Here is a 26,783-nt window from a genome sequence, read left to right on the forward strand (position 1 = left end):
CCGGCCCGGTAGGCGGCGATCGCCCCGCTGCGGCTGGCGCGCTCGATGGCCGCCGGTGAGGGCCGGTGCGCCTGCGGCTGCGGCTCCGACTGCGGCGGTTGCGGGCCGTACTCCCGGCCCGCGTTCACTCCCTGCTGGCGGGCCCACTGCTGTGCGGACTGCTGCCCGGTGGCGACGGCCGGGCGGGCGCCCGGCCGCGGATCCGGAGCGGGCTGCGGCGCGGCCGTGCCGCCCTCGAAGTCCCAGGAGTCCGGAAAGCCGTCGGCGGGCCGGCCGTCGGCGGGCCGGTCACCCGGGGGCTCGACCGCGCGCCGGGCGGGCATGCCGCTCTGCTGGCGCATCCGCGCCACCAGGTCGGCCGCCCCGCCGCCGGGGCGCCGCGGCCCGGTCTGCGGGCCGGTTTCCGTGCCCGGCTCACGCGGGCCGTAGACCACCCCCGGCTCGGGGCGGGGCTCGCCCGGCTGGGGCGGGCGGTGGACGGCGAGCTGCTGCGGCCCGTAGACCACGCCGGGCTCGGGTTGCGGCTGCGGCTCGGCCGGGCGGGGCTCCTGGGCGCCGGACGGCGGCGGCACCGGGCCGTACGGGCCGGGCACCGGGCCGGGCCCGAGTGCGGGACGGGGGCCGGTCCCGGCCTCCTGGCCGGCGGCCGGTGACGGCTGCCCCGGGCGGTGCGGTCCCGGCGGGCCCTGCGGTCCGTAGCCGGGGAGCGGCTCGGGTCCCTTGACCAGGTCCGGCCGCGGCCGGGGCTGCGATGCGGACTGCGACCGGGGCTGGGGCCCGAGCTGGGGGACGGCCGGGCGGGGCGCACCCGGCGGCAGGCCCTGGCGGGCCGGCGGCGGGGCTATCGCCCCGTCCCCTCCCGCCCCTCCCGGTCCCGCCGGGGAACCGCCGCGCTCCAGGCGCTCCAGCTCCGGAGAGCCGCCGCCCTGCGGTCCGCCGCGCGGAGCCGGGGCGTCGCCGTCCGTGGACGTCAGGGGGAACGGGTCGTAGCCGCACAGCACTTCCTCGGCCGCGCCGATCGCCAGCCCGGTGAGCATGGCCCGGCCGTCGTCGCAGACCAGCACCGTGCGGGCGGTCAGATTCCGGTGCACCCACCCGTGCGCGTGCACCACCCGCAGCGCGGACAGCAGATCGGCGGCCACCTCGGCCGCCCGGTAGGGGTTGAGCCGGTGCTCGGCGAGTATCGCGGCGAGCGGCCTGGCCGACACCAGCTCGCTGACGATCCACAGCCCGTCGCCCTGCACGAAGACGTCGTAGACCTGGTCCAGCCGGGGATGGTCGGGCAGCCGGGCGGCTGCCGCCGCGGCCTCCACGGCCCGCCGCACCACCGGGTCGTCCGGGGTCCGGGTGGCCCGCTCGCTGGCGCCCCGGTACCCCCCGGCCAGCGTCTCTGCGTCCACCACCTCGGGCAGCGGCACCTGACGGACCAGCACCTCCTGGCCGCTGGCCGTGTCGTAGGCCGCGCACTCGGCCAGTTCGAAACCGTCGGTGGGGGGCTTGGGCAGGCGGTAGCGGTCGGCGAGCAGCCGGCCCGCGTACTTGTCCACCACGCCGCCCCTCATCGCGGTGCCTCCCCAATCTCCCGTGGCCGTTGGCGACCAAACACTCACGATACGTGCCGCGGGCAGGCTCCGCCCACAGTCCGTCAACTCCTTGTTCGGTTGTGCCCGGGTCGTGATCGGCCCAGGCCGGTACTCCCCCGCCGGGGCCCCGGCCGGCTCCGTCCGGCCGGCTCCGTTTGGCCGGCTGTCAGTCGGTCAGCGGCTGGAAGGTGCCGAACGCGGTGTCCCGCAGCGTGCGGCAGTCATTCCCGTCCCACTCTTCCGCGACACACGTGATCATGATCGCGTAGCCGTGGCTGTCGTCGACGCGGAAGCCGCGGTTGAGCACCTGTACCCGCTCCCCGCTCTCGGTACGCCGGAACGCCCAGTCCGCGACGGTCGGATAGTCCCGCCACTCGATCGTCCTGATGCTCAGGTGCTCGTACTCCGTGCTGTTCTGCCGCACGGCCGGTTCCTGGAGCCGCCAGGCGGTCTCGGCATTGGCCCCCGGCCGGTCGGTGAAGTCCACCTGCACCCAGGGCGGGCCGCCGTCCGGCGGCCCGAATATGGCCCCGGAGTTCTGCCCGGCCACCCCCTGCTGCACCCAGTCCTCGGGCAGAGCGACGGCGAACCGGAACTCGCTGCTGACGGTCCGGTTGAAGCCGGACGGCGGGTCGGTGGGGAAGGTGAAGTCGCCGTCCCGGCCGGGTTCGGTGACGGGCGGTCCGCTGGTGTCCGGCTCGGGCTCGCCGCCGCCGTCGCCGCCGTCGGTGGTGCGGTCGCCCTCCTGCTCGTCGGGGCTGCCGGTCTCCTGGCCGCCGTCGGCCCCGGCGTCGCCCTCGGTGGTGCCCCCGGAGCCCCCGGAGTCGTCCGTCCCGCCCTTCTCGTCCTTCTCGTCCTTCCCGTCCTCGGTGCCCTCGCCGCCGGTGGCCGCACCGGTGGACTCCTCCGGCCCGGCCGTGCCGCCGCCCGCGAGCTGGGTGGCCGCCACCACGCCGACGGCCGCCACCAGCAGCGCGGCCAGCGCGGCGAGGAGCAGCACGCGCCGGCGCCGCTCCCGTCCGGCGGGCGGGCGCGGAGTGGAGACGGCGGCCGAGGCGCCGGTGGCCGGTTCCTCCGGCTGCGGGGCCGGGTGGGGCGGCGGGGCCGACGGGCCGGTGGGCGGCACCGCCGGCAGCGGCTGCGCGGGGGTGTTCTCCGCCTCGGGCGAGGACGGTCCGCCGGAGGGCAGCACCGGCGGGCCGAAGCCGGGCGGCGGGGTCGACGGCGCGGTCGATCCCGCCGCCGCGGCGGCGGAGCCCTGAGATCCCGGGGTGCGCCGGGCGGGCGGGGTGCCGAGCACAAAGGTGCCCGCGGCGCCGCCGCCGGGCCCGCCGCCCGCGGCGCCGCCTTCCTCGGCGGCGAGGACGGCCAGCAGGTACTCGCGGGCGCCGGGCTCGTCCAGCCGCTGGTGCGGGTCCTTGGCCAGCAGCCCCGCGATGACCCCGCCCAGCGGCCCGGCGGACTCCGGCACCTCCAGCGGGTCGTTCATCACCGCGGCCAGGGTGGCGATGGCGCCGCCCTTGTCGTAGGGCGGGCGGCCCTCCACCGCGCAGTACAGCAGGGCGCCCAGCGACCACAGGTCGGCGGGCGGGCCCAGTTCCTCGCCGCGGGCCCGCTCCGGGGAGATGTACGAGGGCGCCCCGACCAGCATGCCGGTGGAGGTGATGGAGGGATCGCCCTCCACCTTGGCGATGCCGAAGTCGGTCAGCACCACCCGGCCGTCCTCGTCGGAGATGAGCACATTGGACGGCTTGACGTCCCGGTGCAGGATGCCGGCCCGGTGCGCGGCGCGCAGCACGTCCAGCACGTCGAGCGCGATCTCGGCGGCCCGGCGCGGCGTCAGCGGGCCCTGCTCGCGGATGATGTCGGCCAGGGAGCGGCCCTCGATCAGCTCCATCACGATCCACGGCCGCGCGCCCTCGTCGACCACGTCGTAGATGGTGACCACACCCCGGCTGCGGATGGCGGCGATGGCCTTGGCCTCGCGCAGGGTGCGGGTGACGAGCCGGCGCCGCTCCAGGTCGTCGATGCCGGGCGGCAGGCGCAGCTCCTTGACCGCGACCGCGCGTCCCAGCATCTCGTCCGTGGCACGCCAGACGGTGCCCATGCCGCCGCGGCCGACGACCGGGCCGAGCCGGTAACGGCCGCTCAGCACCCGGGCCCTGGGAGCGGGGGATGCGTCGGGCCGCGGTGCGGGCGGGGCGTCCGGGCTGCCGACGGGCTTGCGCGGGAGGGGGACCACCGCGCGCGGGTCGTCCGTCCCGGGCGCGGCTTCCGGTGCCGGCGGGGACGGCCGTTCCGGCTCGGCCTCGGGCTCGGCCTCGGCCTCGGCCTCGGTGTCCGGCGCGGTGCCGGGGGATGCGGCGGCCTCGGCAGCGGCCCGGGCTTGCGCACCGGCCTCGGCGGCGGCTTCGGCGGCGATGTCACCGAGGACAACGGTGCCGAGATCGCCGCCGTGCTTCTCGTCCGGGCCCAGGATCACGGTGCCGCGGTCGTCACCGGCACCGCGGGTGTCGTCGGGGCCGAGGATGACCGTGCCGCGGTCGCCGGACGCCGCCGGCTTGGCCTCCGGGCCGAGCACGACTGTCCCGAGGTCGCCGCTGCCGGAACCGCGCGGACCCGGCACGCCGTCCCGCGGTTCCTCCTCCGGCACCGCGTCCCGGACGCCGTCGCCGGCCTCGTCGCCGGCCTCGTCGCCGGTCCCGGACACCTCGGCCCCGGACACCTCGGCCCCGGGCGCGCCGACCGGCGGCGCCTCGGCCGTGGGCAGTTCGGCCTTGCGCATGTCGATCGCGGGGGCCTCGTCCGTGACTTCGTCGGCGTCGCTGAACACCTGGGTGCGGACCACGCCGTCGTCCGCCGGTTCAGCCGTCTCCGGTACCCGGTCCTGGGGCTCCCCGCCCTCCGGCGCCTCGCCCCCCGTGGACACCGCCGCTTCCCGTGCCTCTCGGTCCCCGCTGTACTCGCCCATGTGCCATGTCCCCTCCGGCTTTCCGCACATTGTCGCCTATCCCTGCGACAGCGCCACCGTAGGGGCGTTCGATCCGGGTGCCAGTTGTCACGGACAGGTCACGGCACCGTCACAGCGGCACGGTGTCCGGTGCGCCCAGCCGGGCCGCGTCCGCGGTGCGGTCGTCCGGCTGGAGCTGGGACTCGCGTTCCGCCTCCACCCGCTTCTCGTAGTGCTGCACCTCGCGTTCGATCTGCTTGTCGCCCCAGCCCAGCACCCGGGCCATCAGACCGGCGCACTCGCGGGCGCTGCGTGTGCCCCGGTCGAAGGTCTCGATGGAGATCCGGGTGCGCCGGGTCAGCACGTCCTCCAGGTGCCGGGCCCCCTCGTGCGTGCAGGCGTAGACGATTTCGGCGCGCAGATAGTCGTCGGCCGCGGGCAGCGGCTCGCCCAGCCGCGGTTCCGCCGCGATGAGTTCCAGCAGTTCCTCGGTCAAGGAACCATAACGGTTCAGCAGATGCTCCACCCGCGCGGTGTGCAGGCCGGTCCGGGCGGCGATCCGGGCACGCGCGTTCCACAGCGCGGGGTACCCCTCGGCGCCGGCCAGCCGCACCTCCTCGGTGCAGCAGTCGGCGACCCGGATGTCCAGCCCGTGCACGGCCGCGTCCACCGCGTCCTTGGCCATGACCCGGTAGGTGGTGTACTTGCCGCCGGCCACCACCACCAGCCCGGGCACCGGGTGGGCCACGATGTGCTCCCGGGAGAGCTTGCTGGTGGCGTCCGATTCCCCGGCCAGCAGCGGGCGCAGCCCGGCATAGACCCCTTCGACGTCGTCCCGGGTCAGCGGGGTGGCCAGCACCGAGTTGACGTGCCGCAGCAGATAGTCGATGTCGGCGCTGGACGCGGCCGGGTGGGCCTTGTCCAGGTCCCAGGCGGTGTCCGTGGTGCCGATGATCCAGTGCCGGCCCCAGGGAATGACGAACAGCACGCTGGTCTCGGTGCGCAGGATGAGTCCGCTGGAGGAGTGGATGCGGTCCCTGGGCACCACCAGGTGGATGCCCTTGGAGGCGCGGACATGGAACTGCCCGCGCTCGGCGATCAGCGCCTGGGTGTCGTCCGTCCACACCCCGGTGGCGTTGACGACCTGCTTGGCGCGGATCCGGTAGGTACGGAACCCGGCCTCGGGATCGCGCTCCTCCAGGTCCTGGACGGTCACGCCGACCACCCGCTCGCCCTCGCGCAGAAAACCGGTGACCCGGGCCCGGTTGACGCAGTCCGCCCCGTATCCGGCGGCGGTGCGCACCAGGGTGGCCACATAGCGGGCGTCGTCCACCTGGGCGTCGTAGTACTGGAGGGCGCCGACCAGGGCGTCCCTGCGCAGTGCGGGCGCCGTCCGCAGCGCCTGACGCCGGGTCAGGTGACGGTGGACCGGCAGGCCCCGGCCGTGTCCGCCGGAGACGGACATGGCGTCGTACAGCGCCACTCCCGAGCCGGCATAGGCCCGTTCCCAGCCGCGGTGCCGCAGCGGATAGAGAAAGGGAACCGGCTTGACCAGGTGCGGCGCGATCCGGGAGAGCAGCAGCCCGCGCTCCTTCAGAGCCTCCCGGACCAGGCCGAAGTCCAGCATCTCCAGGTAGCGCAGCCCGCCGTGGATCAGTTTGCTGGAACGGCTGGAGGTGCCGGAGGCCCAGTCCCGCATCTCGACCAGGCCGGTGCTCAGGCCGCGGGTGGCGGCGTCCAGCACGGTGCCGGCGCCGACCACTCCGCCGCCGATGACCAGGACGTCGAGTTCCCGGCCGGGGGCGGTCAGGCGGGCCAGCGCTTCCGTCCGCTCCGCGGGTCCCAGTGCCGCTGTTCTCACCACAGTGCCTCCTCCGCTCGCCCCTGCCGCTCGTCGCGCTGTCGTCCGGACTTCCGCCCACCACACCTTGTGCCCGGTCACCCGGCCGCCTCACCGCCCCGGGCCGGCCGGCCCGGCCCTGCGGACGGCGCTGCGCGACGGCCCGCCACGCGATCACATAAGCGGCAATCCACCATATCTTTCATATATCCCCTTAAGCTGACACTCGCGGACGCGTTGTCAATGCGCCGCTGTGGCACTCGAACCGGGGAAGGAGCTGCCGCACATGCCCGCAGATGTCGCCGTTCTCGGCCTGGGGCACCTGGGTCTGCCGGCCGCGCAGGCCACCACCGCCGCCGGTATGCCGACCGTCGGCTTCACCCGGGACGCACGGGCCGCCGCCGCGCTGGCGGCCGGCCGGCCGCCGGCCGAGTCCCCGCTCACCGCCGCCGAGATCCGCCGCATGCTCACCGCAGGCTTCACCGTGACCACCGACCCGGCCGTGCTCAGCCGGGTCCGTACCGCCCTGATCTGCGAGCCCGCCCCGGCCGGGCCGGACCGGATGCTGGATCTGACCGCCATCGGCGAGGCGGCCCGCGTCCTGGCCCCCCGGCTGCGGCCGCACACCCTGGTGGTGCTGGAGTCACCGGTGTATCCGGGCACCACCGAGGAGCTGGTCAGACCGCTGCTGGAGCAGGGCTCCGGGCTGCGGGCCGGCCGCGACTTCCGGCTGGCCTGCTCCGCGGGCGGCCGGAGCGACGGCCCCGCCCAGCACGGGCAGCACGCCCAGCACCCGGGCCAGGCGGGCCAGCCCGCGCCGTCCTCGCCGCCGCCCGGCGGGCCGCGGGTGATCGGCGGCCTGACCCCCGCCTGCACCGAGGCCGCCGCCGCCTTCTACGGCCGCCGCGCCGAGAAGCTGGTGCGGGCGCGCGGCCTGAAGGAGGCCGAGACCGCCCGGGTGCTGGAGACCAATCTGCGCCATGTGCAGCTCGCCCTGGTCAACGAGATGGCCGTGCTCTGCCACGAGCTCGGCGTCGACCTGTGGGACGTGCTGCGCTGCACCGAGCCCGCGCTCAGCGGCACGGCGGCCGGCGGCGGCCCGGGGCCCGGCACGGGGTCCGGGGCGGGCGGCGGCCCCGGCATGGTCCGCCCCGGGCCGGGCCCCGGCGGCCACGCCGGTCCGATCGACGCCGGCCTGCTGCCCGGCGTGCGGCGTCACGGTCCCGGCCGCCCGCTGCGCATGGTGGAGCTGGCACAGCAGGTCAACGCCGGCATGCCCCGCTACGTCACCCAGCGCGCCGCCGCGCTGCTCAACGAGCACGGCAAGTCGGTGCGCGGCGCCCGGGTGCTGCTGCTGGGCGTCACCTGCCAGCCGGACGCCGCCGGGCAGGAGGGGGCGCCCGCCCGGGAGATCGCGGCCCGGCTGCGGGATCTGGGCGCGCAGCTCAGCTACCACGATCCGCTGGTGCCGCGGTGGCGGGTGGCCGGCCGGCCGGTGGCCCGTGCCGACGAGCTGTGCGAGTCCCTGTACGAGGCGGCGGCCTCCTCGGACCTCACCCTGCTGCTGCAGAACCACAGCACCTACGACCTGCAGGGGCTGGCCGCCAAGGCACAGCTGCTGTTCGACACCCGCGGCGCCACCCCGGCCGGGGCGGCCCACCGGCTGTAGCGCCGGAGCGCCGGTCCGGGCACCGCACGCCCGGGGCGGCTGCCGGATTCCTCGCGCGGGGATTGCTGACGCCGGAAGCCGGATGACGACGGCCGGTGACGGCAACCGGTGACGGCTACCCGTGCTCCTCCGCCCGATGCTCCTCCCGATGCTCCTCCCGGGCGGTCCCGGAGCCGGGATCACCGGCGGCCGGGTCCGCACCGGGCTGCCACCGGCTCCACTCCCCCGTCTTCTCCTCCAGCAGCCAGCAGGCGTCCCGCTGCCCGGTGGCCGCCGTCCCGCACCAGTCCCGGCTGTAGGCGGAGAGCGAGTACACCCGGGTGTCACACGGCTCTGCCGCGTCGAGCCCTTCTTCCGGTCCCCGTTCCGGGCCCGTCCAGCGCAGCCGTACACACCGCACGAGGTCCTCGGTCTCCGCCGCGTGGCGGGCCTCCGCCCGGTCCGGCCCGGCCTGCGGGTCCGGCGGCAGGCGGGGCGGCGGCTCGCCCGGAAGCAGGCCGACCATCAGCAGGGCCTCGGTCGTCCCCGCGCCGGAGCGGTAGCCGAACAGCAGGGCGTCGTGGCCGGCGGCGACCGCTGCCATGGGGGCCGGGCCGGTCCCCGCGGGCAGCGCCGCCCCGGCCAGTTCCGCGTGCAGCTCGTCCGCCCGGTACCCGGCCAGCGCCCACTGGTCCGCCTCCTTGGACCAGCAGCCGGACCCCGGCTCCGGATCGGACGGGCACCGGAGGGCGTCGCGTGTGCCGTACGGGCCCGGCCCGGTTCCCGAACAGTCCTCCCACTCCTGCGGCTGGTCGGCCGCGGGCACACCGGGCACACCGGTCACCACGCCGCAGACCCGAACAAAACCATGCCCCTTGAAGAAGTTGACATCGCTGTACGCTGCCTCGAAATGCACCAGGGCCGTCACCTCGCCCTCCTGCCAGCGCAGCGCCATGAGCCTCCCGTCCCGCTCATGGGCGAGCTCCCGGACCGCCCAGCCGTCGGCCGGCGGAGGACCGTCCTGGCCGGCCAGCAGTTCGCGGTAGTCCCCGGCGAAGGCGGTCATCTCCTCCCGGGCACGCTCCCACGCCCGCTGTTCCGACTCGTCGGCGTGGCTCCCCGCGCCGTGGAGCGCCAGCAGCAGCAGGCCGATCCCGGCACCGGCCACGAACAGCAGCGCCAGCGCGGTGTAGGCACATCCGGCCAGACAGCCCCCGGCGGCCCGCACCGGCCGGGGCGCGTCCTCCAGATACGCCAGGGCCGGACCGGGCTCGGTCTCGTCCTCCCTGCCGGTCCTGATCCCGGAGAAGCCGGCCGGCTCCGTCAGACTCCCGTACCCGTCCCGTCCCGGCTCCGCCTCCGGGCCGCCCGTGTCCTCCGCGTGCGTGCCGGCGTCCGCGTGCTCCCGCCCGCGCTCGTCCCCGTCGCGTGCCACGTGCTTCTCCGTTTCAGGTGTCGCGGCCACCGACGCTAGGGCCCGGCCGCGGCGGCCCACAGCCCCGGAGGGCTCCCGTGACCCATCTGTACATCCCGTGCAACCCCTCGGTGACCCCCGAGCGGGCTACGTCCGGCCCCGGCCCGTGGCGTGTCGTCCGCCGTTCAGGCCACGTTCGCCGAAAAACGACACCCTGGAATTCATGAGCACGACAGAGGTACACACGGATCTCAGCCGGAGGGGTTTCGTCCAGGCCGGCGCGGTGGCAGGCGCCGGAGTGGCGCTGGCGGGCAGCACCGCCGTGCTGGGCAGCGCACCGGGCGCTCTCGCCACTCCCGCCGCCGGGCACCGGGAGGGGCGGCACCCCGGCTACGGGCCGCTGCTTCCCGATCCCGACGGCATCCTGTCCCTTCCCGCGGGCTTCTCGTACCGCGTCCTCACCCGTGCCGGCCGCACCCGGCTGGCCGGCGGGGAGGCCACACCCGACCGCCACGACGGCACCGGCGTGTTCGCCGGACCGCGCGGCGCCGACCTGCTGGTCGTCAACCACGAACTGAAGGGCGCCCGTTCGCGCTGGGCCCACCCGGTGCCGCTGTCGCCCGGTCTGGTCTACGACCCGGCGGCCTCCGGCGGCTGCACCGTGGTCGAGGTGGCGGACGGCGGCGCCCACGTCACCGAATGGGTCGGGATCGCCGGCACCTCCACCAACTGCGCGGGCGGCACCACGCCCTGGGGCACCTGGCTGACCTGCGAGGAGAACTCCGACCGGGCCGGCGAGAACGGCATGACCAGGGACCACGGCTACGTCTTCGAGGTGGACCCGTTCGACCACGAGGCCAACCTCGACCCCCGCCCGCTCAAGGCGCTCGGCCGGTTCGACCACGAGGCGGTCGTGGTGGACCCCACGCACGGGCACCTGTACCTCACCGAGGACGCCACCGGGCCCAACGGCCTGCTCTGCCGCTGGACCCCGCCGCCCGGCTTCCGGCACGGCCGGGGCCGGCTGCGCACCCTGCCCGACGACGCGGGCCGGCTCCAGGCCTTCCGCTGCTTCGACTCCCGCGGCCGCTTCGTGGACGACCTCTCCCGGGCCGTGCGGATCGGCACGGTCTACGGCGTCGACTGGGCGGACGTGCCGGACCGGGACGCCCGGCGGACACCGGTCCGGAAGCAGTTCGCCGACGGCCGGATCACCCGCGCCCGCAAGCTGGAGGGCATGTGGTGGGCCGACGGCGGCGCCTACTTCGTCGCCTCCTACGCCCGGGGGGACGACAGCCCCGGCGTCCCGCACGACGGACAGGTCTGGTTCTACGAGCCCAGGCGGCGCACCCTCACGCTCCGGCTCCGGTTCGGCGTCGCCCCCGAACCCTTCGCCGCCGGCAGGCCGGACGGGCCGGACAACATCACCGTCTCGCCGTACGGCGGTCTGATCATCGCCGAGGACGGCCGCGGCCACCAGCACCTGTTCGGTGCCACCGAGGACGGCCGCACCTATCCGCTGGCCCGCAACGAGGTGAACATCGGCACCGCGGCCGAGCCGGAGTTCTCCGAGTTCGCCGGGGTGGTGTTCTCCCCGGACGGCGGCACGCTCTACGCCTCCATCCAGGACCCGGGCATCCTGCTGGCCATCACCGGCCCCTGGCGGCGCCAGCGCTAGCCCGCCGGTCCCGGGCCCGCCCACGGGGGACGGCGCGGGCGGCTAAGAGGCTCCCCTCCGCCGCCCGCGCCCGAGGGCCCGGCACCTCCCCACGGATCTCGAACACCGGTACCAGCGGGCGTGCCGAGTGACCTCGGGCACGGCTCACTCGTTGGCATTGCCATGCGTCGGACGATCTGGGGAGGCACAGCTTGACCGCGCCCGGCAGCAGCACACTGGCCGAACGTCCCGCCCGCCAGGAGGCGGAACCCGCCGACGTCCGGGTCCATGCCTGGCGGGGCTACCACTGCGAATCACGGATCGTCCGGGCACCGGAACCCCGGCTCGCACCGGTGCTGCTGATCGGCGGCGCCCTGCAGCGCAAGGAGGAGTGGGGGCGGCTGGAACGCCACCTGCTGGCGCACGCGGACGTCATCAGCGTCGACCTGCCCGGCTGGGGCGCCGGCGACCCGCTGCCGGAGGAGCACGGCTCCGGCTTCCTGGCCGACGCGCTCGCCCACATGCTGGCCGAACGCGGCCTGGACCGGGTCAACGTGCTCGGCGGCTCCTACGGCACCGCCGTCGCCTACCGGCTCGCCCAGAGCCATCCGGCACGCGTGGCACGCATGCTGCTGCTCTCCACCATGGAGGTCATCACCGGGGAGGCGCGGCACGCCATGCGGCGGATCCTGTCCCTGGTGGACGAGGACGCGGACCGGGACACGCTGGCCGAGGCCTGCGTGTCCCTGCTGATGGGCGGCGGCCCGGACCGGCCCGGGGCAGAGGCGGTCCAGTCCGGCACGGCGGTCCGCCGCATGCTGCTGCACCGCTTCCGCACCGCCACCCGCCACGAGCTGCGCATGCACGCGGCCAACACCCGGCGGCTGCTGCACCACCGGATGATCGACCCCGCCCCCGGGCGGCCGGGCCAGCCGGTGCTGGTCGCCATCGGCGAGCACGACACCTTCACCCCGCCCCGGCTCGGCCGGAAGCTGGCCGCGACCTGCCCGGAAGGCTGGTTCGTGGAAATCGCCCGGGCGGACCACATGGTGCACCTGGAACGCACCGCGGAGGTGGTGGACCTGGCCGCCCGCTTCTTCGCCGGCCGCCCGGTCACCGGCCTGCCCTACCTGCGCCGCGCCGAACGAATCGCCCCCTGACCCGCCGACGGGCAGACGTCCGCCCGTCGCAGCCACGGCTTCGCACCCCGGCAGCACGCCGGAGCCGCGGGACGCACAGCGACACACCACACAGCACCGCGCACGACACGGCCGGCACCGCAGCACAACGCAGCGACCAGCCGCGCACAGCAACGCAGCGCCAAACGACACAGCCCCGCACAGCGACCAGCCACGCACAGCAACGCAGCGCCAAACGACACAGCCCCACGCAGCGCCAAGCCACGCACAGCAACACAGCGGCAAACGACGCAACCCCGCACAGCGCCAAGCGACGCAGCCCCACGCAGCGGCCAGCGGCGCAGCCCCGCGCAGCGGCCAGCGGCGCAGCCCCGCGCAGCGGCTAGCGGGAGATGGTGACCTCGACGCGCTGGAATTCCTTCAGGTCGGTGTAGCCCGTGGTGGCCATGGCCCGGCGCAGCGCGCCGAAGAGGTTCATCGAGCCGTCCGGGGTGGACGACGGGCCGGTGAGCACCTGCTCGGTGGTGCCGACCGTGCCCAGGTGCACCTTCTTGCCGCGCACCACGTCCGCGTGCACCGCCTCCATGCCCCAGTGGTGGCCCTGCCCCGGGGAGTCGGTGGCCCGGGCCAGCGGCGACCCCATCATCACCGCGTCCGCGCCGCAGGCGATCGCCTTGGGAAGGTCTCCCGACCAGCCCACCCCGCCGTCCGCGATCACATGCACGTAGCGCCCGCCGGATTCGTCCATGTAGTCCCGCCGGGCGGCGGCCACGTCGGCCACCGCCGTGGCCATCGGCACCTGGATGCCCAGCACATTGCGGGTGGTGTGCGCGGCGCCGCCGCCGAAGCCGACCAGCACCCCGGCCGCGCCGGTGCGCATCAGATGCAGCGCCGCGGTGTAGGTGGCGCAGCCGCCCACGATCACCGGCACGTCCAGCTCGTAGATGAACTGCTTGAGGTTGAGCGGCTCGGCCCGCCCGGAGACGTGCTCGGCGGAGACGGTGGTGCCGCGGATCACGAAGATGTCCACCCCGGCGTCCACCACGGCCTTGGAGAACTGCGCGGTGCGCTGCGGGGAGAGCGCGGCGGCGGTGATCACCCCGGAGTCCCGCATCTCCTTGATCCGCAGCCCGATCAGCTCCTCCTTGACCGGCTCGGCGTAGATCTCCTGCAGGCGCCGGTTGGCGGTGGCCTCGCCCAGCTCACGGATCTCGGCGAGCAGCGGCTCCGGGTCCTCGTAGCGGGTCCACAGGCCCTCCAGGTTGAGCACTCCCAGCCCGCCCAGCCGGCCGATCCGGATCGCGGTGGCCGGGGAGACCACCGAGTCCATGGGTGCGGCCAGGAACGGCAGCTCGAAGCGGTAGGCGTCGATCTGCCAGGCGATCGAGACCTCTTCCGGGTCCCGGGTGCGGCGGCTCGGCACCACGGCGATGTCGTCGAGGGCGTATGCCCGGCGCCCGCGCTTGCCGCGCCCGATCTCGATCTCAGTCACGTGCTGAACCTTTCGTGATGCGATGCGGACCCCGGTGTCCGGACGGCAGGGCGCCGGCCGCTGGTCCGCCCTCCAGTATGTCGGGGCGCGCGGACATGCCGCCGCCCGCGGTGCCGGCCGGGTGGGGCCGGTGCCGCGGGCGGGAGCGCGCTCAGCGGTTGCCCGCGTAGTTCGGGGCCTCGGTGGTCATCTGGATGTCGTGCGGGTGGCTCTCCTTGAGCCCGGCCGCGGTGATCCGGACGAAGCGGCCGTTCTGCTGCACATCGGTGACGGTCCGGGCGCCCAGGTAGTACATGGACTGGTGGAGACCGCCGACGAGCTGGTGCACCACGGAGGCGAGCGGGCCGCGGTAGGGCACCTGGCCCTCCACGCCCTCGGGCACCAGCTTGTCCTCGTCGGTGATGCCGTCCTGGAAGTACCGGTCCTTGGAGTAGGAGCGGCGGTCGCCGCGGGAGCGCATGGCGCCCAGCGAGCCCATGCCCCGGTAGGCCTTGAACTGCTTGCCGTTGACGAACATCAGCTCGCCCGGCGATTCCTCGCAGCCGGCCAGCAGGGAGCCCAGCATCACCGTGTCGGCGCCGGCCACCAGCGCCTTGGCGATGTCGCCGCTGTACTGGAGCCCGCCGTCGCCGATCACCGGGATACCGGCCGGGCGGGCCGCCAGCGAGGCCTCGTGGATGGCGGTGACCTGCGGCACGCCGACTCCGGCGACCACCCGGGTGGTGCAGATGGAGCCCGGGCCGACGCCGACCTTGATGGCGTCCACGCCGGCGTCCACCAGTGCCTGGGCGCCGTCCCGGGTGGCCACGTTTCCGGCCACCACGTCCACCGACGGGTGGTTGGACTTGATCTTGGAGGCCATGTCCGGGACCAGCTTGGAGTGGCCGTGCGCGGTGTCCACCACGATGAAGTCCACGCCGGCCTCGATGAGCGCCTGGGCCCGCTCGTAGGCGTCCCCGGCCACGCCGACCGCGGCGCCCACGATCAGCCGGCCCTCGGCGTCCTTGGCGGCCCGCGGGTACTGCTCGGCCTTGACGAAGTCCTTGACCGTGATCAGGCCCTTGAGCATGCCGTCCTCGTCGGTCAGCGGCAGCTTCTCCACCTTGTGGCGGCGCAGCAGGGCCATGGCGTCGTCCCGGGAGATCCCCACCCGGCCGGTGACCAGCGGCATCGGCGTCATGACCTCGCGCACCTGGCGGCGCCGGTCGAGCTCGAAGGCCATGTCGCGGTTGGTGACGATGCCCAGCAGCTTGCCGGAGGCATCGGTGACCGGCACGCCGCTGATGCGGAACCGGCCGCAGAGCGCGTCGGCCTCGGCCAGGGTGGCGTCGGGCCGGATGGTGATCGGGTTGGCGACCATGCCGGACTCGGAGCGCTTGACCTGGTCCACCTGGGACGCCTGGTCCTCGATGGAGAGGTTGCGGTGCAGTACGCCCACGCCGCCCTGCCGGGCCATGGCGATGGCCATCCGGGCCTCGGTGACCTTGTCCATGGCGGCCGAGACGAGCGGGATGCTGACCCGCACGTTGCGGGTCACCCGGGACGAGGTGCTGATGTCCTCCGGCGCCATGTCGGCCGCGCCCGGCAGCAGCAGCACATCGTCGTACGTCAGCCCGAGCTTCCCGAATTTCTCCGGTACTCCATCGACGTGTGCGGCTACGTGATCGCTCATGACACCCTTCCTGCCCTCTTGCCCGGCCGACGGCTCCATGCTAGTGCCTGCGGCGCGACCGCTTTCCCGGTGCCAACAAACCACTCCGCCGGCCCCATTCCCCCACCCGTCCCCCCCCTTTCCGCGCGGGAGCGCAGGAGCGGAGGCCGCGGGCCGTCGCCCCCGCGGGAAGGGGCAGGCCCCGCGCGCACGCGGGCAGCGCGCGTCAGCGGTCGGCGAGAGCGCGGAGTCTGGTGAGGGCGCGGTGCTGGGCGACCCGGACCGCGCCCGGGGACATGCCGAGCTGCGCACCGGTCTCCTCGGCGGTCAGCCCGACCGCCACCCGCAGCAGCACCAGGCGCCGCAGATGGTCGGGAAGGTTGTCCAGCAGTTCCTTGGCCCAGGCGGCGTCACTGCTCAGCAGGGCCTGTTCCTCCGGGCCCAGGGAGTCGTCCGCCCGCTCGGGCATCTCGTCGGAGGGCACCGCGGTGGAGCCGGGGTGACGCAGCGCGGCCCGCTGCAGATCGGCGATCTTGTGCTGTGCGATGCCCATCACGAAGGCGTCGAACGACCGGCCGGTGTCCCGGTAACGCGGCAGCGCGCACAGCACCGCCAGGCAGACCTCCTGGGCCAGGTCGTCGACGAAGTGGCGGGCCTCGCCGGGCAGCCGGCGCAGCCGGGTCCGGCAGTACCGCAGGGCCAGCGGATGGACATGGGCGAGCAGATCGTGGGTGGCCTGCGAGTCCCCCCCGACGGCCCGATGCACGAGCGTGCCGATGGCGGCGGCGTCGTGCTCTCGGTCATCGCGCATCCGTCTATGGTGCACTGCCCCGGATCGGTCCGGACCGGAGCGGTAGGAGTTGTGCACCGACTCGTTACCCGTCCCGGTCTCGCTCTGCCGCACAGGTACACCGGGCGCATTCGAGCTCATCTCCGGGCCCTCCCCTCGCACGCGGTCGCTCGCTCCCCGAGGAACGTCATGCTTCAAGCATGCGGCACCCGCGAAAATATCGGATCGGGCCCTTCGCCGGCACATCGCTTCGCGGTACGAAGTCTCGGCGCCGGCCGGGCCGTTGGGCGCGGCCGGCCGCCGGGTGCGCGGTCAGCGGACCAGTCCCCAGCGGAACCCCAGTGCCACCGCGTGCGCCCGGTCGGAGGCGCCGAGCTTCTTGAACAGCCGGCGGGCGTGGGTCTTGACGGTGTCCTCGGAGAGGAACAGCTCGCGCCCGATCTCGGCGTTCGAGCGGCCGTGGCTCATGCCCTCCAGCACCTGGATCTCCCGCGCGGTCAGGGTCGGCGCGGCGCCCATGTCGGAGGAGCGGACCCGGCGCGGGGCCAGCCGCCAGGTGGGGTCGGCCAGGGCCTGGGTCACGGTGGCGCGCAGCTCGGCCCGGGAGGCGTCCTTGTGGAGATAGCCGCGGGCCCCGGCGGCCACGGCGAGCGCCACGCCGTCCAGATCCTCGGCCACGGTGAGCATGATGATGCGGGCGCCGGGGTCGGCGGAGAGCAGCCGCCGGACCGTCTCGACCCCGCCGAGGCCGGGCATCCGGACGTCCATCAGGACCAGGTCGGACCGGTCGGCGCCCCAGCGGCGGAGCACTTCCTCGCCGTTGGCCGCCGTCGTCACTCGCTCCACTCCCGGCACGGTGGCCACCGCGCGGCGGAGCGCTTCCCGCGCGAGGGGGGAATCGTCGCAGACGAGGACGGAAGTCATGGCCGTCCTCCGCAGGGGGTGCGCATCACCTTGAGCCTCCAGGCAGTCATGGTCGTCACGGATTGGGGGAGGCGGACCCGGGGGCGTCCGCCGGACGGCGGGACGCCGTCACCCGCCTCGGTCCTCTCAACGACGGTCACCCGAAAGAGTTACGGCGGCCATTCCCCGGCGGGCGGGAGCGGCGGCGAACGGCCGGTTTCCCGTCCCGGCAGTCGCCTCTCACCACCCTACGTGACGGACCGGTGACACAACAGAGGGGGTTGGCGCAACACGCCGAACATTCGTTTTTGCACCCTTTGGTCCTTCTTGCCTTATGCGGCACATCTAGGGCTATATTCGGCTGGTAGTCATATTTACATCCGCTTTGAACGGCAGATGTGCCGCTGGCAACGCCCTGACAGCAGCACGAGACAGCAGCACAGGACGTACGCAAGGGGACACTGATGGCAGACTTCTCCCGCCTTCCGGGCCCGAACGCCGACTTCTGGGACTGGCAGCTCCTGGCCGCCTGCCGAGGGGTCGACAGCTCTCTCTTCTTCCACCCGGAGGGAGAGCGCGGCGCGGCCCGCACAGCGCGCGAGTCCTCCGCGAAAGAGGTGTGCATGCGCTGCCCCGTACGGGCCGAGTGCGCAGCCCATGCCCTGACCGTCCGCGAGCCGTACGGCGTGTGGGGCGGCCTGACCGAGGACGAACGCGAGGAGTTGCTCGGCCGCGCCCGGCGCGGCATGGCAAGGGCCGCCGGCAGCGCCTGACGGCCGGCACCCGCACGAGCCCACAGGACCGATGGATTCCCGAGAACCGCAGACAGCGACCGGAACGGCAGAACCGGCAGAACCGGCAGAACCCGCACGAACCACAGGAACGGCAGGAACCGCAGGAACCGCACACGCAGCACCGGACAGGAAGCCCCCGCGCCGGCGCGGGGGCTTCCTGTACAGCAGCGGCCGCGGCTGACTACCGTCCTCCCATGACCACAGCACTGATCACCGGCGCCACGGCCGGCCTCGGGGCCGCCTTCGCCCGCCGCCTGGCACGCGACGGACACGACCTGGTGCTGGTGGCGCGCGACCGCGAGCGGCTGGAGCGCCAGGCGGTGGAACTGCACGACCGCCACGGAGTGACCGCCTCGGTGCTCGCCGCGGATCTGACCACGGACGAGGGCATCGCCGCGGTGGAGGCGCGGCTGGCCGACACGGCCGGCCCGGTCGGGCTGCTGGTGAACAACGCCGGCTTCGGACTCAAGGGCTCGTATCTGCAGGTGCCCCTGGCGGAGGAACTGCGGATGCTCAAGCTGCACTGCGAGGCGGTGCTGCGGCTGACCTCGGCGGCGGTGCCGGGCATGCGGCGGCGCGGCCAGGGCGCGGTGATCAACGTCGCCTCGGTGGCGGCCTTCGCGCCGCGCGGCACCTATGGCGCCTCCAAGGCGTGGGTGGTGCAGTTCACCCAGGGCGCGGCCGCCGATCTGCGCGGCGAGGGGGTGCGGCTGATGGCGCTCTGCCCCGGTTTCGTGCGCACCGAGTTCCACCGGCGGGCCGGCATGAGCATCGGGAACATCCCGGGCTGGATGTGGCTGGACGCCGACAAGGTGGTCGCCGCCGCGCTGCGCGACCTGTCCCGCGGCAGAACGGTCTCGGTGCCGGACGCGCGCTACAAGGCGCTGCTGGGCGCCACCCGGCTGGTCCCGCGCAACGCCCTGGGCGGCCTGACCTCCCGGGCCGGGCGGAACTACGGCCCCGGCCGGAACCAGGAGAAAGAGGGCTGATCACCACGGAGGCCGTCATACGTGGCGAACAGGACATCGTTCCCGTACGGGCCTAGCCTGAAACTGTTCGGCACGGCTCAATGCGCCCGGCGGGAGGCGTCATGACATTCGTCCAGGTCATCGACTGCAAGACCAGCAGAGTCGACGATGTGAACCGGCTGATGGACAAGTGGGTGCAGCTCACCGAGGGCAGGCGCACCGCCACCCACTCGATCGTCGGCACGGACCGTTCGGACTCCACCCATCTGGTGGAGATCGTGGAGTTCCCCTCGTACGAGGAGGCGATGAAGAACTCCAACCTGCCCGAGACCGATCAGGTCTTCCAGGAACTGGTGAAGCTCTGCGACGAGATGCCGTCCTTCACCGACCTCGACGTGGTGCGCGAGGAACAGCTCAACAAGGCCGTGGTCCAGCGCTTCTTCGACGAGGTGATGAGCACGGACGACGTCTCCGCGTTCGACACCCTGTGCACCGAGGACTACACCGAGCACGACCCGGCGAACCCCAGGGCCACGGTGAATCTGGCCGAGGCCAAGGAGGCATACCAGGAACTGGCCGACGCCTTCGACACCGAACAGCTGTCGGTGGAGAGCCTGGTCGCCGAGGGGAACCTGGTGAGCGGGCGGTTCACCGTGCGGGGCCGCCACACCGGTGAGTTCCAGGGCATCGCGCCGTCCGGCAACTCCTTCGAGGTGACGGGCCAGGTCACGTTCCGCTGCGAGGGCGGGAAGATCGCCGAGTCCTGGTTCAACTGGGATCTGCTGGGCCTGCTGGAGCAGCTCGGCGCCCGGCGCGCCTAGCGCCCGCCCGGCCCCCACCCCAGGCCCCGGCCGCGGCTGCGGCCCCGGCCGCGGCCCCGGAGCGGCGACGACGCCGGCCCGGTGCCCGCCGTGCGGCGGGCACCGGGCCGGCGTGCGTTCTCCGGTTCCGGTGCGGTTCCGGACCCGTCAGTGGGCGTGGCCGTGGCCGTGGGAGTGGCCGGCGGCCTCCGGCTCCTCCTCCTTCTTCTCCACCACCAGGGTCTCGGTGGTGAGCAGCAGGGAGGCGATGGAGGCGGCGTTCTCCAGGGCGGAGCGGGTGACCTTCACCGGGTCGATGACGCCGGCCTTGATCAGGTCGCCGTAGTCGCCGGTGGCGGCGTTGTAGCCCTGGCCCTTGTCCAGCTCGGCCACCTTGGAGGTGATCACGTAGCCCTGCTGGCCGGCGTTCTCCGCGATCCAGCGCAGCGGCTCGACGACCGCCTTGCGGACCACGGCCACGCCGGTGGCCTCGTCACCGGACTTGCCCAGGCTCTCGGCCAGCACCTTGGCGGAGTGCACCAGGGAGGCGCCGCCGCCGGGCACGATGCCCTCCTCCACCGCCGCGCGGGTGGCGGAGATGGCGTCCTCCAGGCGGTGCTTCTTCTCCTTCAGCTCCACCTCGGTGGCGGCGCCGACCCGGATGACGCACACGCCGCCGGCCAGCTTGGCCAGCCGCTCCTGGAGCTTCTCGCGGTCCCAGTCGGAGTCGGTGGTCTCGATCTCGGCGCGGATCTGGGCCACCCGGGCCTGCACGTCGGCGCCGGCACCGGCACCGTCCACGATGGTGGTGTCGTCCTTGGTGACGGTGACCCGGCGGGCCGAGCCCAGCACGTCCAGGCCGACCTGGTCGAGCTTGAGGCCGACCTCCTCGGAGACCACCTGGCCGCCGGTGAGCACCGCCATGTCCTGGAGCATGGCCTTGCGGCGGTCGCCGAAGCCCGGGGCCTTGACCGCGACCGCGTTGAAGGTGCCGCGGATCTTGTTGACCACCAGGGTGGACAGGGCCTCGCCGTCCACGTCCTCGGCGATGATCAGCAGCGGCCGCGAGGAGCCGGCCTGCATGATCTTCTCCAGCAGCGGCAGCAGGTCCGCGATGGCGGAGATCTTGCCCTGGCTGAGCAGGATGTAGGGGTCGTCCAGGACCGCTTCCATCCGCTCCTGGTCGGTGACGAAGTAGGGCGAGAGGTAGCCCTTGTCGAAGGCCATGCCCTCGGTGAAGTCCAGCTCCAGGCCGAAGGTCTGGGACTCCTCGACGGTGATCACGCCGTCCTTGCCGACCTTGTCCATCGCCTCCGCGATCAGCTCGCCGACCTGCGGGTCCTGGGCGGACAGGGCGGCGACCGCGGCGATGTCCTCCTTGGAGTCGATCGGCCGGGCGCTCGCCAGCAGGTCCTCGGAGACGGCGGCGACCGCGGCGTCGATGCCGCGCTTGAGCGCGGCCGGGGAGGCACCGGCGGCGACGTTGCGCAGGCCCTCGCTGACCAGGGCCTGGGCCAGCACGGTGGCGGTGGTGGTGCCGTCACCGGCCACGTCGTTGGTCTTGGTGGCGACCTCCTTGACGAGCTGGGCGCCGAGGTTCTCGTAGGGGTCCTCGGTCTCCACCTCGCGGGCGATGGTCACGCCGTCGTTGGTGATGGTGGGGGCACCGAACTTCTTGTCGATGACCACGTTGCGCCCCTTGGGGCCGATGGTCACCTTCACCGCGTCGGCGAGCTTGTTGACGCCGCGCTCCAGGGCGCGGCGGGCGTCCTCGTCGAACTTCAGGGTTTTCGCCATGGGAGTGGTTGCCTGTCCCTCGTCGTACGGGTCGTACGGATGTCGTCTCGCGTACGGATGTCTGCGGTTGCCTCGGGGCGCCCGGGGCCGCCCGGCCGCCCGCAACGCGTCCGCGCCCCGCCCCGGCCGTGTCAGCCGAGCCGGGGCGCGGACCTCAGGGGCGCCTTACTTCTCGACGATCGCGAGCACGTCGCGCGCCGAGAGGACGAGGTACTCCTCGCCGTTGTACTTCACCTCGGTGCCGCCGTACTTGCTGTACAGCACGATGTCGCCGACCTTGACGTCGAGCGGAATCCGCTGGCCCTCCTCGAAGCGGCCCGGGCCCACGGCCAGGACCGTGCCCTCCTGGGGCTTCTCCTTGGCGGTGTCCGGGATGACCAGGCCCGAGGCCGTGGTCTGCTCCGCGTCGAGCGGCTGCACCACGATGCGGTCCTCGAGCGGCTTGATGGCAACCTTGGAGCTGGTGGCGGTCGTCACGATCCGACCTCCCCCTTCGGAGATCTCGCGGGGTAACTGGATGTCTGGATGGCACGACCTGGTGGACCCGTCGTCGCGGGTGCCGAGTCCGCCCGTCGCGCGATGCTGGCACTCGCCTTCGGAGAGTGCCAGCGTCGAGATTATGACGCCATTAGCACTCCGTCAACTAGAGTGCCAGGCGCTGCCCCGGCACCCCTTGTGACCTGGGCGGATTCCGGGCGCCCGCGCGGCGCGGCGGAGCCGCCTAGAGGTAGTCCTCCAGCCGGGCGATGGCGAATCCCTGTTCGGCCACGGTGCTGAGCACCAGGCGGATCATGTCGGGCATGCTGCCCTCCCAGACGTCCTCGCCGCGGAAGTGGGTGAGGATGATGTCCCCGGGGTGGAACTTCCGGTCGGCCCGCCCCCACTCCATGCGGTCGGCGAAGGCCTCCTCGGCCCAGAGCGGGACGGCCTCCACGCCGCAGGCGGCGGCGGCCCGCAGGGTGTCCTCGTCGTAGGCGCCGTAGGGCGGCCGGAACAGGCGGGGCCGCTCGCCGATCTCCCGCTCCAGGTTGTCCTGCTGGTCGCAGATCTCCTTGCGCTGCTCGGCGTAGGAGAGCTTGGGCAGTTCCTTGTGGCTGACGGTGTGGTTGTGGATGCGGTTGCCGTCCTTGCGCATGGCACGGAAGTAGCCGTAGTCGTCCCGGACCACGTAGTCGGTGAGGAAGCTGCTGTACGGGATGTCGAGTTCGCGCATCATGCGCAGCAGGTCGGGGTCCTTCTCGGCGCCGTCGTCGATGGTGAGGAACACGACCTTGTCCTCGGTGGGGACCCGGGTGATCACCGGGGGGAGGCCCTTGCCCGTGATGTGCCCCGGCTCGGTCTTGAGTTCGGCCTTCTCCTCGGGGGGCGCGGGCGGGCGCGGCGGGAGCTTGCGCACGCCCCAGCGCTTGGCGGCGGCCACGCGCAGCTGCTCGGCCTGTTCCAGGCGGTCGGCGTAGCCGCGCAGGGCCTCGGCCGCGGAGCGGGCGGGGACCGGGAGCGGGAGGGCCGGGGCCGCGTCGGCGCGCCGCGGCGGGGCCGCCGCACCCTCGACCTCGTCGGCCCCGCCGGCGCCCTCCGACTTCTCCGTCTCCTGCGGCCCGTTCGCCCCGCTCGCCTCCCCGCCGAGCCGCCGCCACTTCCCGCCGTCCGACACCGGGGCGACCACGGCCTCGGGTGCCACCGCCGCGGCGCAGACCACGGCCAGCATGGCGGCGCCGCTCAGCCCGGCCGCCGTGCGGAACCGACGCCGCGCCCGGGTGGGTCGGATGTGGCGGATTTGTCGGATGATCCTCATATGTGGATGGTGCACCCGGGTACCGGACCACCCGCGGTGCCGTTCCGGCGCCCCGGGGACAATGACCCGTGTGGCCCCACCCCGCTCCCCCTCCCCCTCTCCCTCCCCCGACGGCCCCGGTACCGCCGGCGAGACCGAGGCGCTGGCCGCGTTCCAGGCCCTGCTGACCGCGTCCGGCCGGAGCCTGCTGGAACAGCTCCGCGGCCATGACCCGGCCGAGGAACTCGCCCTGCTCACCCGGCTGCGCCGGGACCACCCGGCGGCCCTGGTCTCGGCCGCGCTCACCCAGACCCGGCTGCGGCAGCGGGCGGCGGCCAAGTTCGGGGCCGACGCGGAACGGATGTTCTTCACCCCGGACGGCCTGGAGCAGGCCACCCGCACCGCGGTGGCCGGCTGGCGGGCCGCCCGCTTCGCCCGGCTGGGCGTGCGCCGCATCGCCGATCTGGGCTGCGGCATCGGCGGCGACGCGCTGGCCATGGCCCGCGCCGGGCTGGCCGTGGTGGCCGTGGACCGCTCACCGCTCACCTGCGCGGTGGCCCGCGCCAATGCCGAGGCCCTCGGCCTGGCCGGACGCGTCGAGGTGGTGTGCGCCGACGTCACCGGGACGGCCGGAGGACGGACAGCGGGCTGCGACGCGGTTTTCCTCGACCCGGCGCGGCGCACCGGCGGCGGCACGGGCGCCGGTGGGGGCGGCGGCACGGGCGCCGGTGGGGGCGGCGGCCGCGGCGGCCGGGCCGCCCGGGTCTTCGATCCCGAGGCATACGCGCCGCCGCTGTCCTGGGCGGTGACGGCCGCCCGCCGGGTCCCGCACGCCGCGGTGANCGCGGCGGCCGGGCCGCCCGGGTCTTCGATCCCGAGGCATACGCGCCGCCGCTGTCCTGGGCGGTGACGGCCGCCCGCCGGGTCCCGCACGCCGCGGTGAAGGTGGCCCCCGGCATCCCGCACGAGGCCGTCCCCGGGGACGCCGAGGCGGAGTGGGTCTCGGACGGCGGGGACGTCAAGGAGGCCGTGCTGTGGTTCGGCACCGGTGACGCAGGCCGCCACCGTGCCACGCTGCTGCCCGGCGGCCACACCCGCACCGGCGGCACCCTGCCGGGGCCCGGGCCCCGCACCGGCCCGCCCGGCCGCTACCTCTACGAGCCGGACGGCGCCGTGATCCGGGCCCGGCTCATCCCCGAGCTGGCCGCCGAGCTGGACGCCCGGCCGCTCGACCCCGGCATCGCCTATCTCAGCGCCGACACCCTGCGGCCCACCCCCTACGCCGCCGCCTACGAGATCACCGACGCCCTGCCCTTCGGCCTCAAGCGCCTCAAGGCCCTCCTGCGCGAGCGCGCCGTCGGCACCCTCACCATCAAGAAGCGCGGCTTCGCCATGACCCCCGAGGAACTGCGCGGCAGGCTCCGGCTCAGCGGCCCGCAGAGCGCGACCCTGCTGCTGACCCGGATCTCCGGCAGGCCCACCATGCTGCTCGGCAGGCCCGTCCCCCCGGCCGGGTGAGCCCGCCGGACGGCGGTCAGCCGACGGCGCGGAAGCGCCAGCGGTGGACCGGGCGGTGGATCAGGGCCGGGTCCGGCTCGGGCAGCTCCGGCAGCTCGGCACCGAAGTCCGCGTCCCACCAGGTGATCACCAGCACCCGGTCCTGCGGCGCGGTGAAGTGCTCCCGGCGCAGCGGTTCCCGGCCGTCCCCGGCCAGCGGCTGGGCGCGCGCCCAGGCCAGCAGGTCGGCCCCGCGCCCCTCGGCGGCGCGGGCCTCCCACATGAGCGCCACCGTCACGCCGCGCCGCCTCCGCCCGTGGTGTCCGTGCCGGTGCCCGGGGAGAGGCTGCGGCGGCTCGTCTCGTGCAGCTCCTCATGGGTGGACGGCTGCGGCTGCCCCTCCGGGCCCGGCAGGTGCGTCTCGGTGACGGGCAGCGAGGAGTCGGCCGGCAGATCCCAGCCGGAGGCCGGACGCCCCCGGGCCACCATCTCCGCGCCCAGCGCCGCCACCATGGCCCCGTTGTCCGTGCACAGCTTCATCCGCGGCACCCGCAGCCTGATCCCGGCCGCGGCGCAGCGCTCCTCGGCCATCGCCCGCAGCCGCGAGTTGGCCGCCACCCCGCCGCCGATCATCAGATGGTCGACGCCCTCGTCCCGGCAGGCCCGGATCGCCTTGCGGGTGAGCACATCGGTCACCGCCTCCTGGAAGGACGCGGCCACGTCCGCCACCGGGACCTGTGTGCCCTCCCGGCGGCGCGCCTCGATCCAGCGCGCCACCGCGGTCTTGAGCCCGGAGAACGAGAAGTCGTAGACGGGATCGCGCGGACCGGTCAGGCCGCGCGGGAAGGCGATGGCCTCCGGGTCCCCCTCGCGCGCGTAGCGGTCGATCACCGGGCCGCCCGGGAAGCCCAGGTTCAGCACCCGGGCGATCTTGTCGAAGGCCTCGCCGGCCGCGTCGTCGATGGTCGCGCCCAGCGGGCGGATGTCACGCGTGATGTCGGCGGAGAGCAGCAGCGAGGAGTGCCCGCCGGAGACCAGCAGGGCCATGGTCGGCTCGGGCAGCGGGCCGTGCTCCAACTGGTCCACGCAGATGTGCGAGGCGAGGTGGTTGACCCCGTAGACCGGTTTGCCCAGGGCGTAGGCGTACGCCTTGGCGGCGGACACCCCGACCAGCAGGGCGCCGGCCAGGCCCGGGCCGGCGGTGACCGCGATGCCGTCCAGGTCGCGGGGCTTGACCCCGGCCTCGGCCAGGGCCCGGTTGATGGTCGGGACCATCGCCTCCAGATGGGCGCGGCTCGCGATCTCCGGGACCACGCCGCCGTAGCGGGCGTGGTCGTCCACGCTGGAGGCCACCGCGTCGGCCAGCAGGGTGTGGCCGCGGACGATGCCGACACCGGTCTCGTCGCAGGAAGTCTCGATGCCGAGCACGAGGGGTTCGTCAGCCATGGTTCATGCGCTTCTCAGGTTTCGGGAACGGGCGGGAGGGGCGGAACGGGCGGCAGGGGCAGGGTGTGGTCACGGCGCATGACCAGCGCGTCGTGGTTGCCGGGCTGGTAGTAGCCGCGGCGGACGCCGAGCGGCTCGAAGCCGAACCGGCGGTAGAGCCGCTGGGCCGGGTCGTTGTCGGTGCGCACCTCCAGGAAGACCTGGCGGCAGCCGAACCCGGTGGCCTCGGTCAGCAGTCCGGTGAGCAGCCGGGCGCCCAGTCCCGCGCCCTGGTGCTCCGGGGCGACGGCGAGGGTCTGCACATCGGCGCTGTCGCCGGGCACGACGGCCAGCCCGGCGTATCCGGCCAGGATGCCCTCCCCCTCCGCCTGCGGGCCACCGGCCCGCGGACCGGCCCGCCGCGCACCGGGGCCCGCGGTGTCCGGCACGGGAACGGCGACCACGTAGTGGCGGGTGCGGCCGGGGCCGCGGGCAAGGGCCAGCTCGGACCAGAACATGGCCTCGGACCAGGCGTCCTCCGGGAACAGCAGCCGCTCCAGCCGCACCACCGCCGCCAGGTCCCACCACCGCATCTCCCGCACCGCCACCCGCCCCTCGGCGGGCGCGGCGGCGGGCCCCTCGGCGGGCGCGGCGGCGGGCC

21 protein-coding genes are annotated in these 26,783 nt (G+C 74.3%); 7 read left to right on the plus strand and 14 right to left on the minus strand.

What is annotated here, in order from left to right:
• The 3 genes from GQS09_RS29535 to GQS09_RS15335 form a co-directional block, all read right to left on the minus strand.
• A partial coding sequence (locus GQS09_RS29535) for a protein kinase (RefSeq protein ID WP_243761442.1) occupies positions 1 to 1,562 on the minus strand: 1,562 nt, incomplete at its 3' end.
• 187 nt (positions 1,563 to 1,749) lie between these two features.
• Entirely contained in the window at positions 1,750 to 4,554 is a 2,805-nt protein-coding gene (locus GQS09_RS15330; RefSeq protein WP_243761443.1) for a serine/threonine-protein kinase, read from the minus strand.
• A 109-nt stretch (positions 4,555 to 4,663) separates the two neighbouring features.
• Positions 4,664 to 6,394, minus strand: coding sequence for a glycerol-3-phosphate dehydrogenase/oxidase (locus tag GQS09_RS15335; RefSeq protein WP_165986630.1), 1,731 nt, complete (start codon positions 6,392 to 6,394; stop codon positions 4,664 to 4,666).
• Positions 6,395 to 6,659: 265 nt separating this feature from the next.
• Here GQS09_RS15335 and GQS09_RS15340 point away from each other — a divergent pair, with 265 nt between their 5' ends.
• A complete protein-coding gene (locus GQS09_RS15340) occupies positions 6,660 to 8,042 on the plus strand; it encodes a nucleotide sugar dehydrogenase (RefSeq protein ID WP_165986631.1) in 1,383 nt (460 codons plus the stop codon).
• 115 nt (positions 8,043 to 8,157) lie between these two features.
• On the opposite strand, the gene GQS09_RS15345 is transcribed toward GQS09_RS15340, so the two are convergent.
• On the minus strand, positions 8,158 to 9,456 hold the full coding sequence (locus tag GQS09_RS15345; protein WP_165986632.1) for a hypothetical protein: 1,299 nt from the start codon (positions 9,454 to 9,456) through the stop codon (positions 8,158 to 8,160).
• Positions 9,457 to 9,658: 202 nt separating this feature from the next.
• Here GQS09_RS15345 and GQS09_RS15350 point away from each other — a divergent pair, with 202 nt between their 5' ends.
• Together GQS09_RS15350 and GQS09_RS15355 are read left to right on the plus strand one after the other, a co-directional pair.
• The gene (locus GQS09_RS15350) at positions 9,659 to 11,113 is read left to right on the plus strand and encodes an alkaline phosphatase PhoX (protein WP_165986633.1); all 1,455 of its coding nucleotides are present in this window, start codon (positions 9,659 to 9,661) and stop codon (positions 11,111 to 11,113) included.
• Positions 11,114 to 11,304: 191 nt separating this feature from the next.
• Positions 11,305 to 12,252 carry an alpha/beta fold hydrolase gene (locus GQS09_RS15355; protein ID WP_165986634.1) on the plus strand — a complete coding sequence of 316 codons (948 nt, stop codon included), beginning with the start codon at positions 11,305 to 11,307 and terminating at the stop codon, positions 12,250 to 12,252.
• A 361-nt stretch (positions 12,253 to 12,613) separates the two neighbouring features.
• Here GQS09_RS15355 and GQS09_RS15360 read toward each other — a convergent pair whose 3' ends face one another.
• The 4 genes from GQS09_RS15360 to GQS09_RS15375 all read right to left on the minus strand — a co-directional run bounded on the left by GQS09_RS15360 (position 12,614) and on the right by GQS09_RS15375 (position 17,088).
• Entirely contained in the window at positions 12,614 to 13,723 is a 1,110-nt protein-coding gene (locus GQS09_RS15360; RefSeq protein WP_165986635.1) for a GuaB3 family IMP dehydrogenase-related protein, read from the minus strand.
• Between the two features lie 151 nt (positions 13,724 to 13,874).
• A complete protein-coding gene (guaB, locus tag GQS09_RS15365) occupies positions 13,875 to 15,395 on the minus strand; it encodes an IMP dehydrogenase (RefSeq protein ID WP_165986636.1) in 1,521 nt (506 codons plus the stop codon).
• 205 nt (positions 15,396 to 15,600) lie between these two features.
• Positions 15,601 to 16,185 (minus strand): RNA polymerase sigma factor ShbA, encoded by a 585-nt coding sequence (gene shbA, locus GQS09_RS15370; RefSeq protein ID WP_243761444.1) that lies wholly within the window; start codon positions 16,183 to 16,185, stop codon positions 15,601 to 15,603.
• Between the two features lie 291 nt (positions 16,186 to 16,476).
• On the minus strand, positions 16,477 to 17,088 hold the full coding sequence (locus GQS09_RS15375) for a response regulator transcription factor (RefSeq protein WP_093836665.1): 612 nt from the start codon (positions 17,086 to 17,088) through the stop codon (positions 16,477 to 16,479).
• 443 nt (positions 17,089 to 17,531) lie between these two features.
• On the opposite strand from GQS09_RS15375, the gene GQS09_RS15380 reads away from it, so the two are divergent.
• From GQS09_RS15380 to GQS09_RS15390, 3 genes are all read left to right on the plus strand, one after another.
• Positions 17,532 to 17,840 carry a WhiB family transcriptional regulator gene (locus GQS09_RS15380; RefSeq protein WP_165986638.1) on the plus strand — a complete coding sequence of 103 codons (309 nt, stop codon included), beginning with the start codon at positions 17,532 to 17,534 and terminating at the stop codon, positions 17,838 to 17,840.
• Positions 17,841 to 18,055: 215 nt separating this feature from the next.
• On the plus strand, positions 18,056 to 18,850 hold the full coding sequence (locus tag GQS09_RS15385) for an SDR family oxidoreductase (protein WP_165986639.1): 795 nt from the start codon (positions 18,056 to 18,058) through the stop codon (positions 18,848 to 18,850).
• A 101-nt stretch (positions 18,851 to 18,951) separates the two neighbouring features.
• A complete protein-coding gene (locus GQS09_RS15390; RefSeq protein ID WP_165986640.1) occupies positions 18,952 to 19,650 on the plus strand; it encodes an ester cyclase in 699 nt (232 codons plus the stop codon).
• A gap of 147 nt (positions 19,651 to 19,797) precedes the next feature.
• On the opposite strand, the gene groL is transcribed toward GQS09_RS15390, so the two are convergent.
• From groL to GQS09_RS15405, 3 genes are all read right to left on the minus strand, one after another.
• On the minus strand, positions 19,798 to 21,426 hold the full coding sequence (groL, locus tag GQS09_RS15395; RefSeq protein WP_165986641.1) for a chaperonin GroEL: 1,629 nt from the start codon (positions 21,424 to 21,426) through the stop codon (positions 19,798 to 19,800).
• A 165-nt stretch (positions 21,427 to 21,591) separates the two neighbouring features.
• A complete protein-coding gene (gene groES, locus GQS09_RS15400; RefSeq protein ID WP_165986642.1) occupies positions 21,592 to 21,903 on the minus strand; it encodes a co-chaperone GroES in 312 nt (103 codons plus the stop codon).
• 244 nt (positions 21,904 to 22,147) lie between these two features.
• Positions 22,148 to 23,221 carry a polysaccharide deacetylase family protein gene (locus GQS09_RS15405; RefSeq protein WP_243761445.1) on the minus strand — a complete coding sequence of 358 codons (1,074 nt, stop codon included), beginning with the start codon at positions 23,219 to 23,221 and terminating at the stop codon, positions 22,148 to 22,150.
• Between the two features lie 447 nt (positions 23,222 to 23,668).
• Here GQS09_RS15405 and GQS09_RS15410 point away from each other — a divergent pair, with 447 nt between their 5' ends.
• The gene (locus GQS09_RS15410) at positions 23,669 to 24,718 is read left to right on the plus strand and encodes a THUMP-like domain-containing protein (RefSeq protein WP_399552520.1); all 1,050 of its coding nucleotides are present in this window, start codon (positions 23,669 to 23,671) and stop codon (positions 24,716 to 24,718) included.
• Between the two features lie 16 nt (positions 24,719 to 24,734).
• Here GQS09_RS15410 and GQS09_RS15415 read toward each other — a convergent pair whose 3' ends face one another.
• The 3 genes from GQS09_RS15415 to rimI all read right to left on the minus strand — a co-directional run.
• Complete coding sequence (locus GQS09_RS15415; RefSeq protein ID WP_165986643.1) at positions 24,735 to 24,995, minus strand: hypothetical protein; 261 nt, start codon at positions 24,993 to 24,995, stop codon at positions 24,735 to 24,737.
• Positions 24,992 to 26,143: a tRNA (adenosine(37)-N6)-threonylcarbamoyltransferase complex transferase subunit TsaD gene (gene tsaD, locus GQS09_RS15420; protein WP_165986644.1), complete on the minus strand. Its 1,152-nt coding sequence runs from the start codon at positions 26,141 to 26,143 to the stop codon at positions 24,992 to 24,994. The genes GQS09_RS15415 and tsaD overlap by 4 nt, the downstream gene beginning before the upstream one ends.
• Positions 26,144 to 26,157: 14 nt before the next feature.
• Positions 26,158 to 26,783: ribosomal protein S18-alanine N-acetyltransferase (rimI, locus tag GQS09_RS15425; protein WP_399552519.1), on the minus strand; the 626-nt coding region annotated here is incomplete at its 5' end.

The sequence above is a fragment of the Streptomyces sp. YIM 98790 genome (genome assembly GCF_011421595.1).
Classification (GTDB): Bacteria; Actinomycetota; Actinomycetes; order Streptomycetales; family Streptomycetaceae; genus Streptomyces.

Excerpts from the sequence above, each read along its gene's own strand:
- GQS09_RS15330 (WP_243761443.1), bottom strand. The coding sequence starts at position 4,554 with ATGGGCGAGTACAGCGGGGACCGAGAGGCACGGGAAGCGGCGGTGTCC.
- GQS09_RS15390 (WP_165986640.1), top strand. The coding sequence starts at position 18,952 with ATGACATTCGTCCAGGTCATCGACTGCAAGACCAGCAGAGTCGACGAT.
- GQS09_RS15405 (WP_243761445.1), bottom strand. The coding sequence starts at position 23,221 with ATGAGGATCATCCGACAAATCCGCCACATCCGACCCACCCGGGCGCGG.
- GQS09_RS15350 (WP_165986633.1), top strand. The coding sequence starts at position 9,659 with ATGAGCACGACAGAGGTACACACGGATCTCAGCCGGAGGGGTTTCGTC.
- shbA (WP_243761444.1), bottom strand. The coding sequence starts at position 16,185 with ATGCGCGATGACCGAGAGCACGACGCCGCCGCCATCGGCACGCTCGTG.
- GQS09_RS15385 (WP_165986639.1), top strand. The coding sequence starts at position 18,056 with ATGACCACAGCACTGATCACCGGCGCCACGGCCGGCCTCGGGGCCGCC.
- guaB (WP_165986636.1), bottom strand. The coding sequence starts at position 15,395 with ATGAGCGATCACGTAGCCGCACACGTCGATGGAGTACCGGAGAAATTC.
- GQS09_RS15375 (WP_093836665.1), bottom strand. The coding sequence starts at position 17,088 with ATGACTTCCGTCCTCGTCTGCGACGATTCCCCCCTCGCGCGGGAAGCG.
- GQS09_RS15340 (WP_165986631.1), top strand. The coding sequence starts at position 6,660 with ATGCCCGCAGATGTCGCCGTTCTCGGCCTGGGGCACCTGGGTCTGCCG.
- tsaD (WP_165986644.1), bottom strand. The coding sequence starts at position 26,143 with ATGGCTGACGAACCCCTCGTGCTCGGCATCGAGACTTCCTGCGACGAG.
- groL (WP_165986641.1), bottom strand. The coding sequence starts at position 21,426 with ATGGCGAAAACCCTGAAGTTCGACGAGGACGCCCGCCGCGCCCTGGAG.
- GQS09_RS15380 (WP_165986638.1), top strand. The coding sequence starts at position 17,532 with ATGGCAGACTTCTCCCGCCTTCCGGGCCCGAACGCCGACTTCTGGGAC.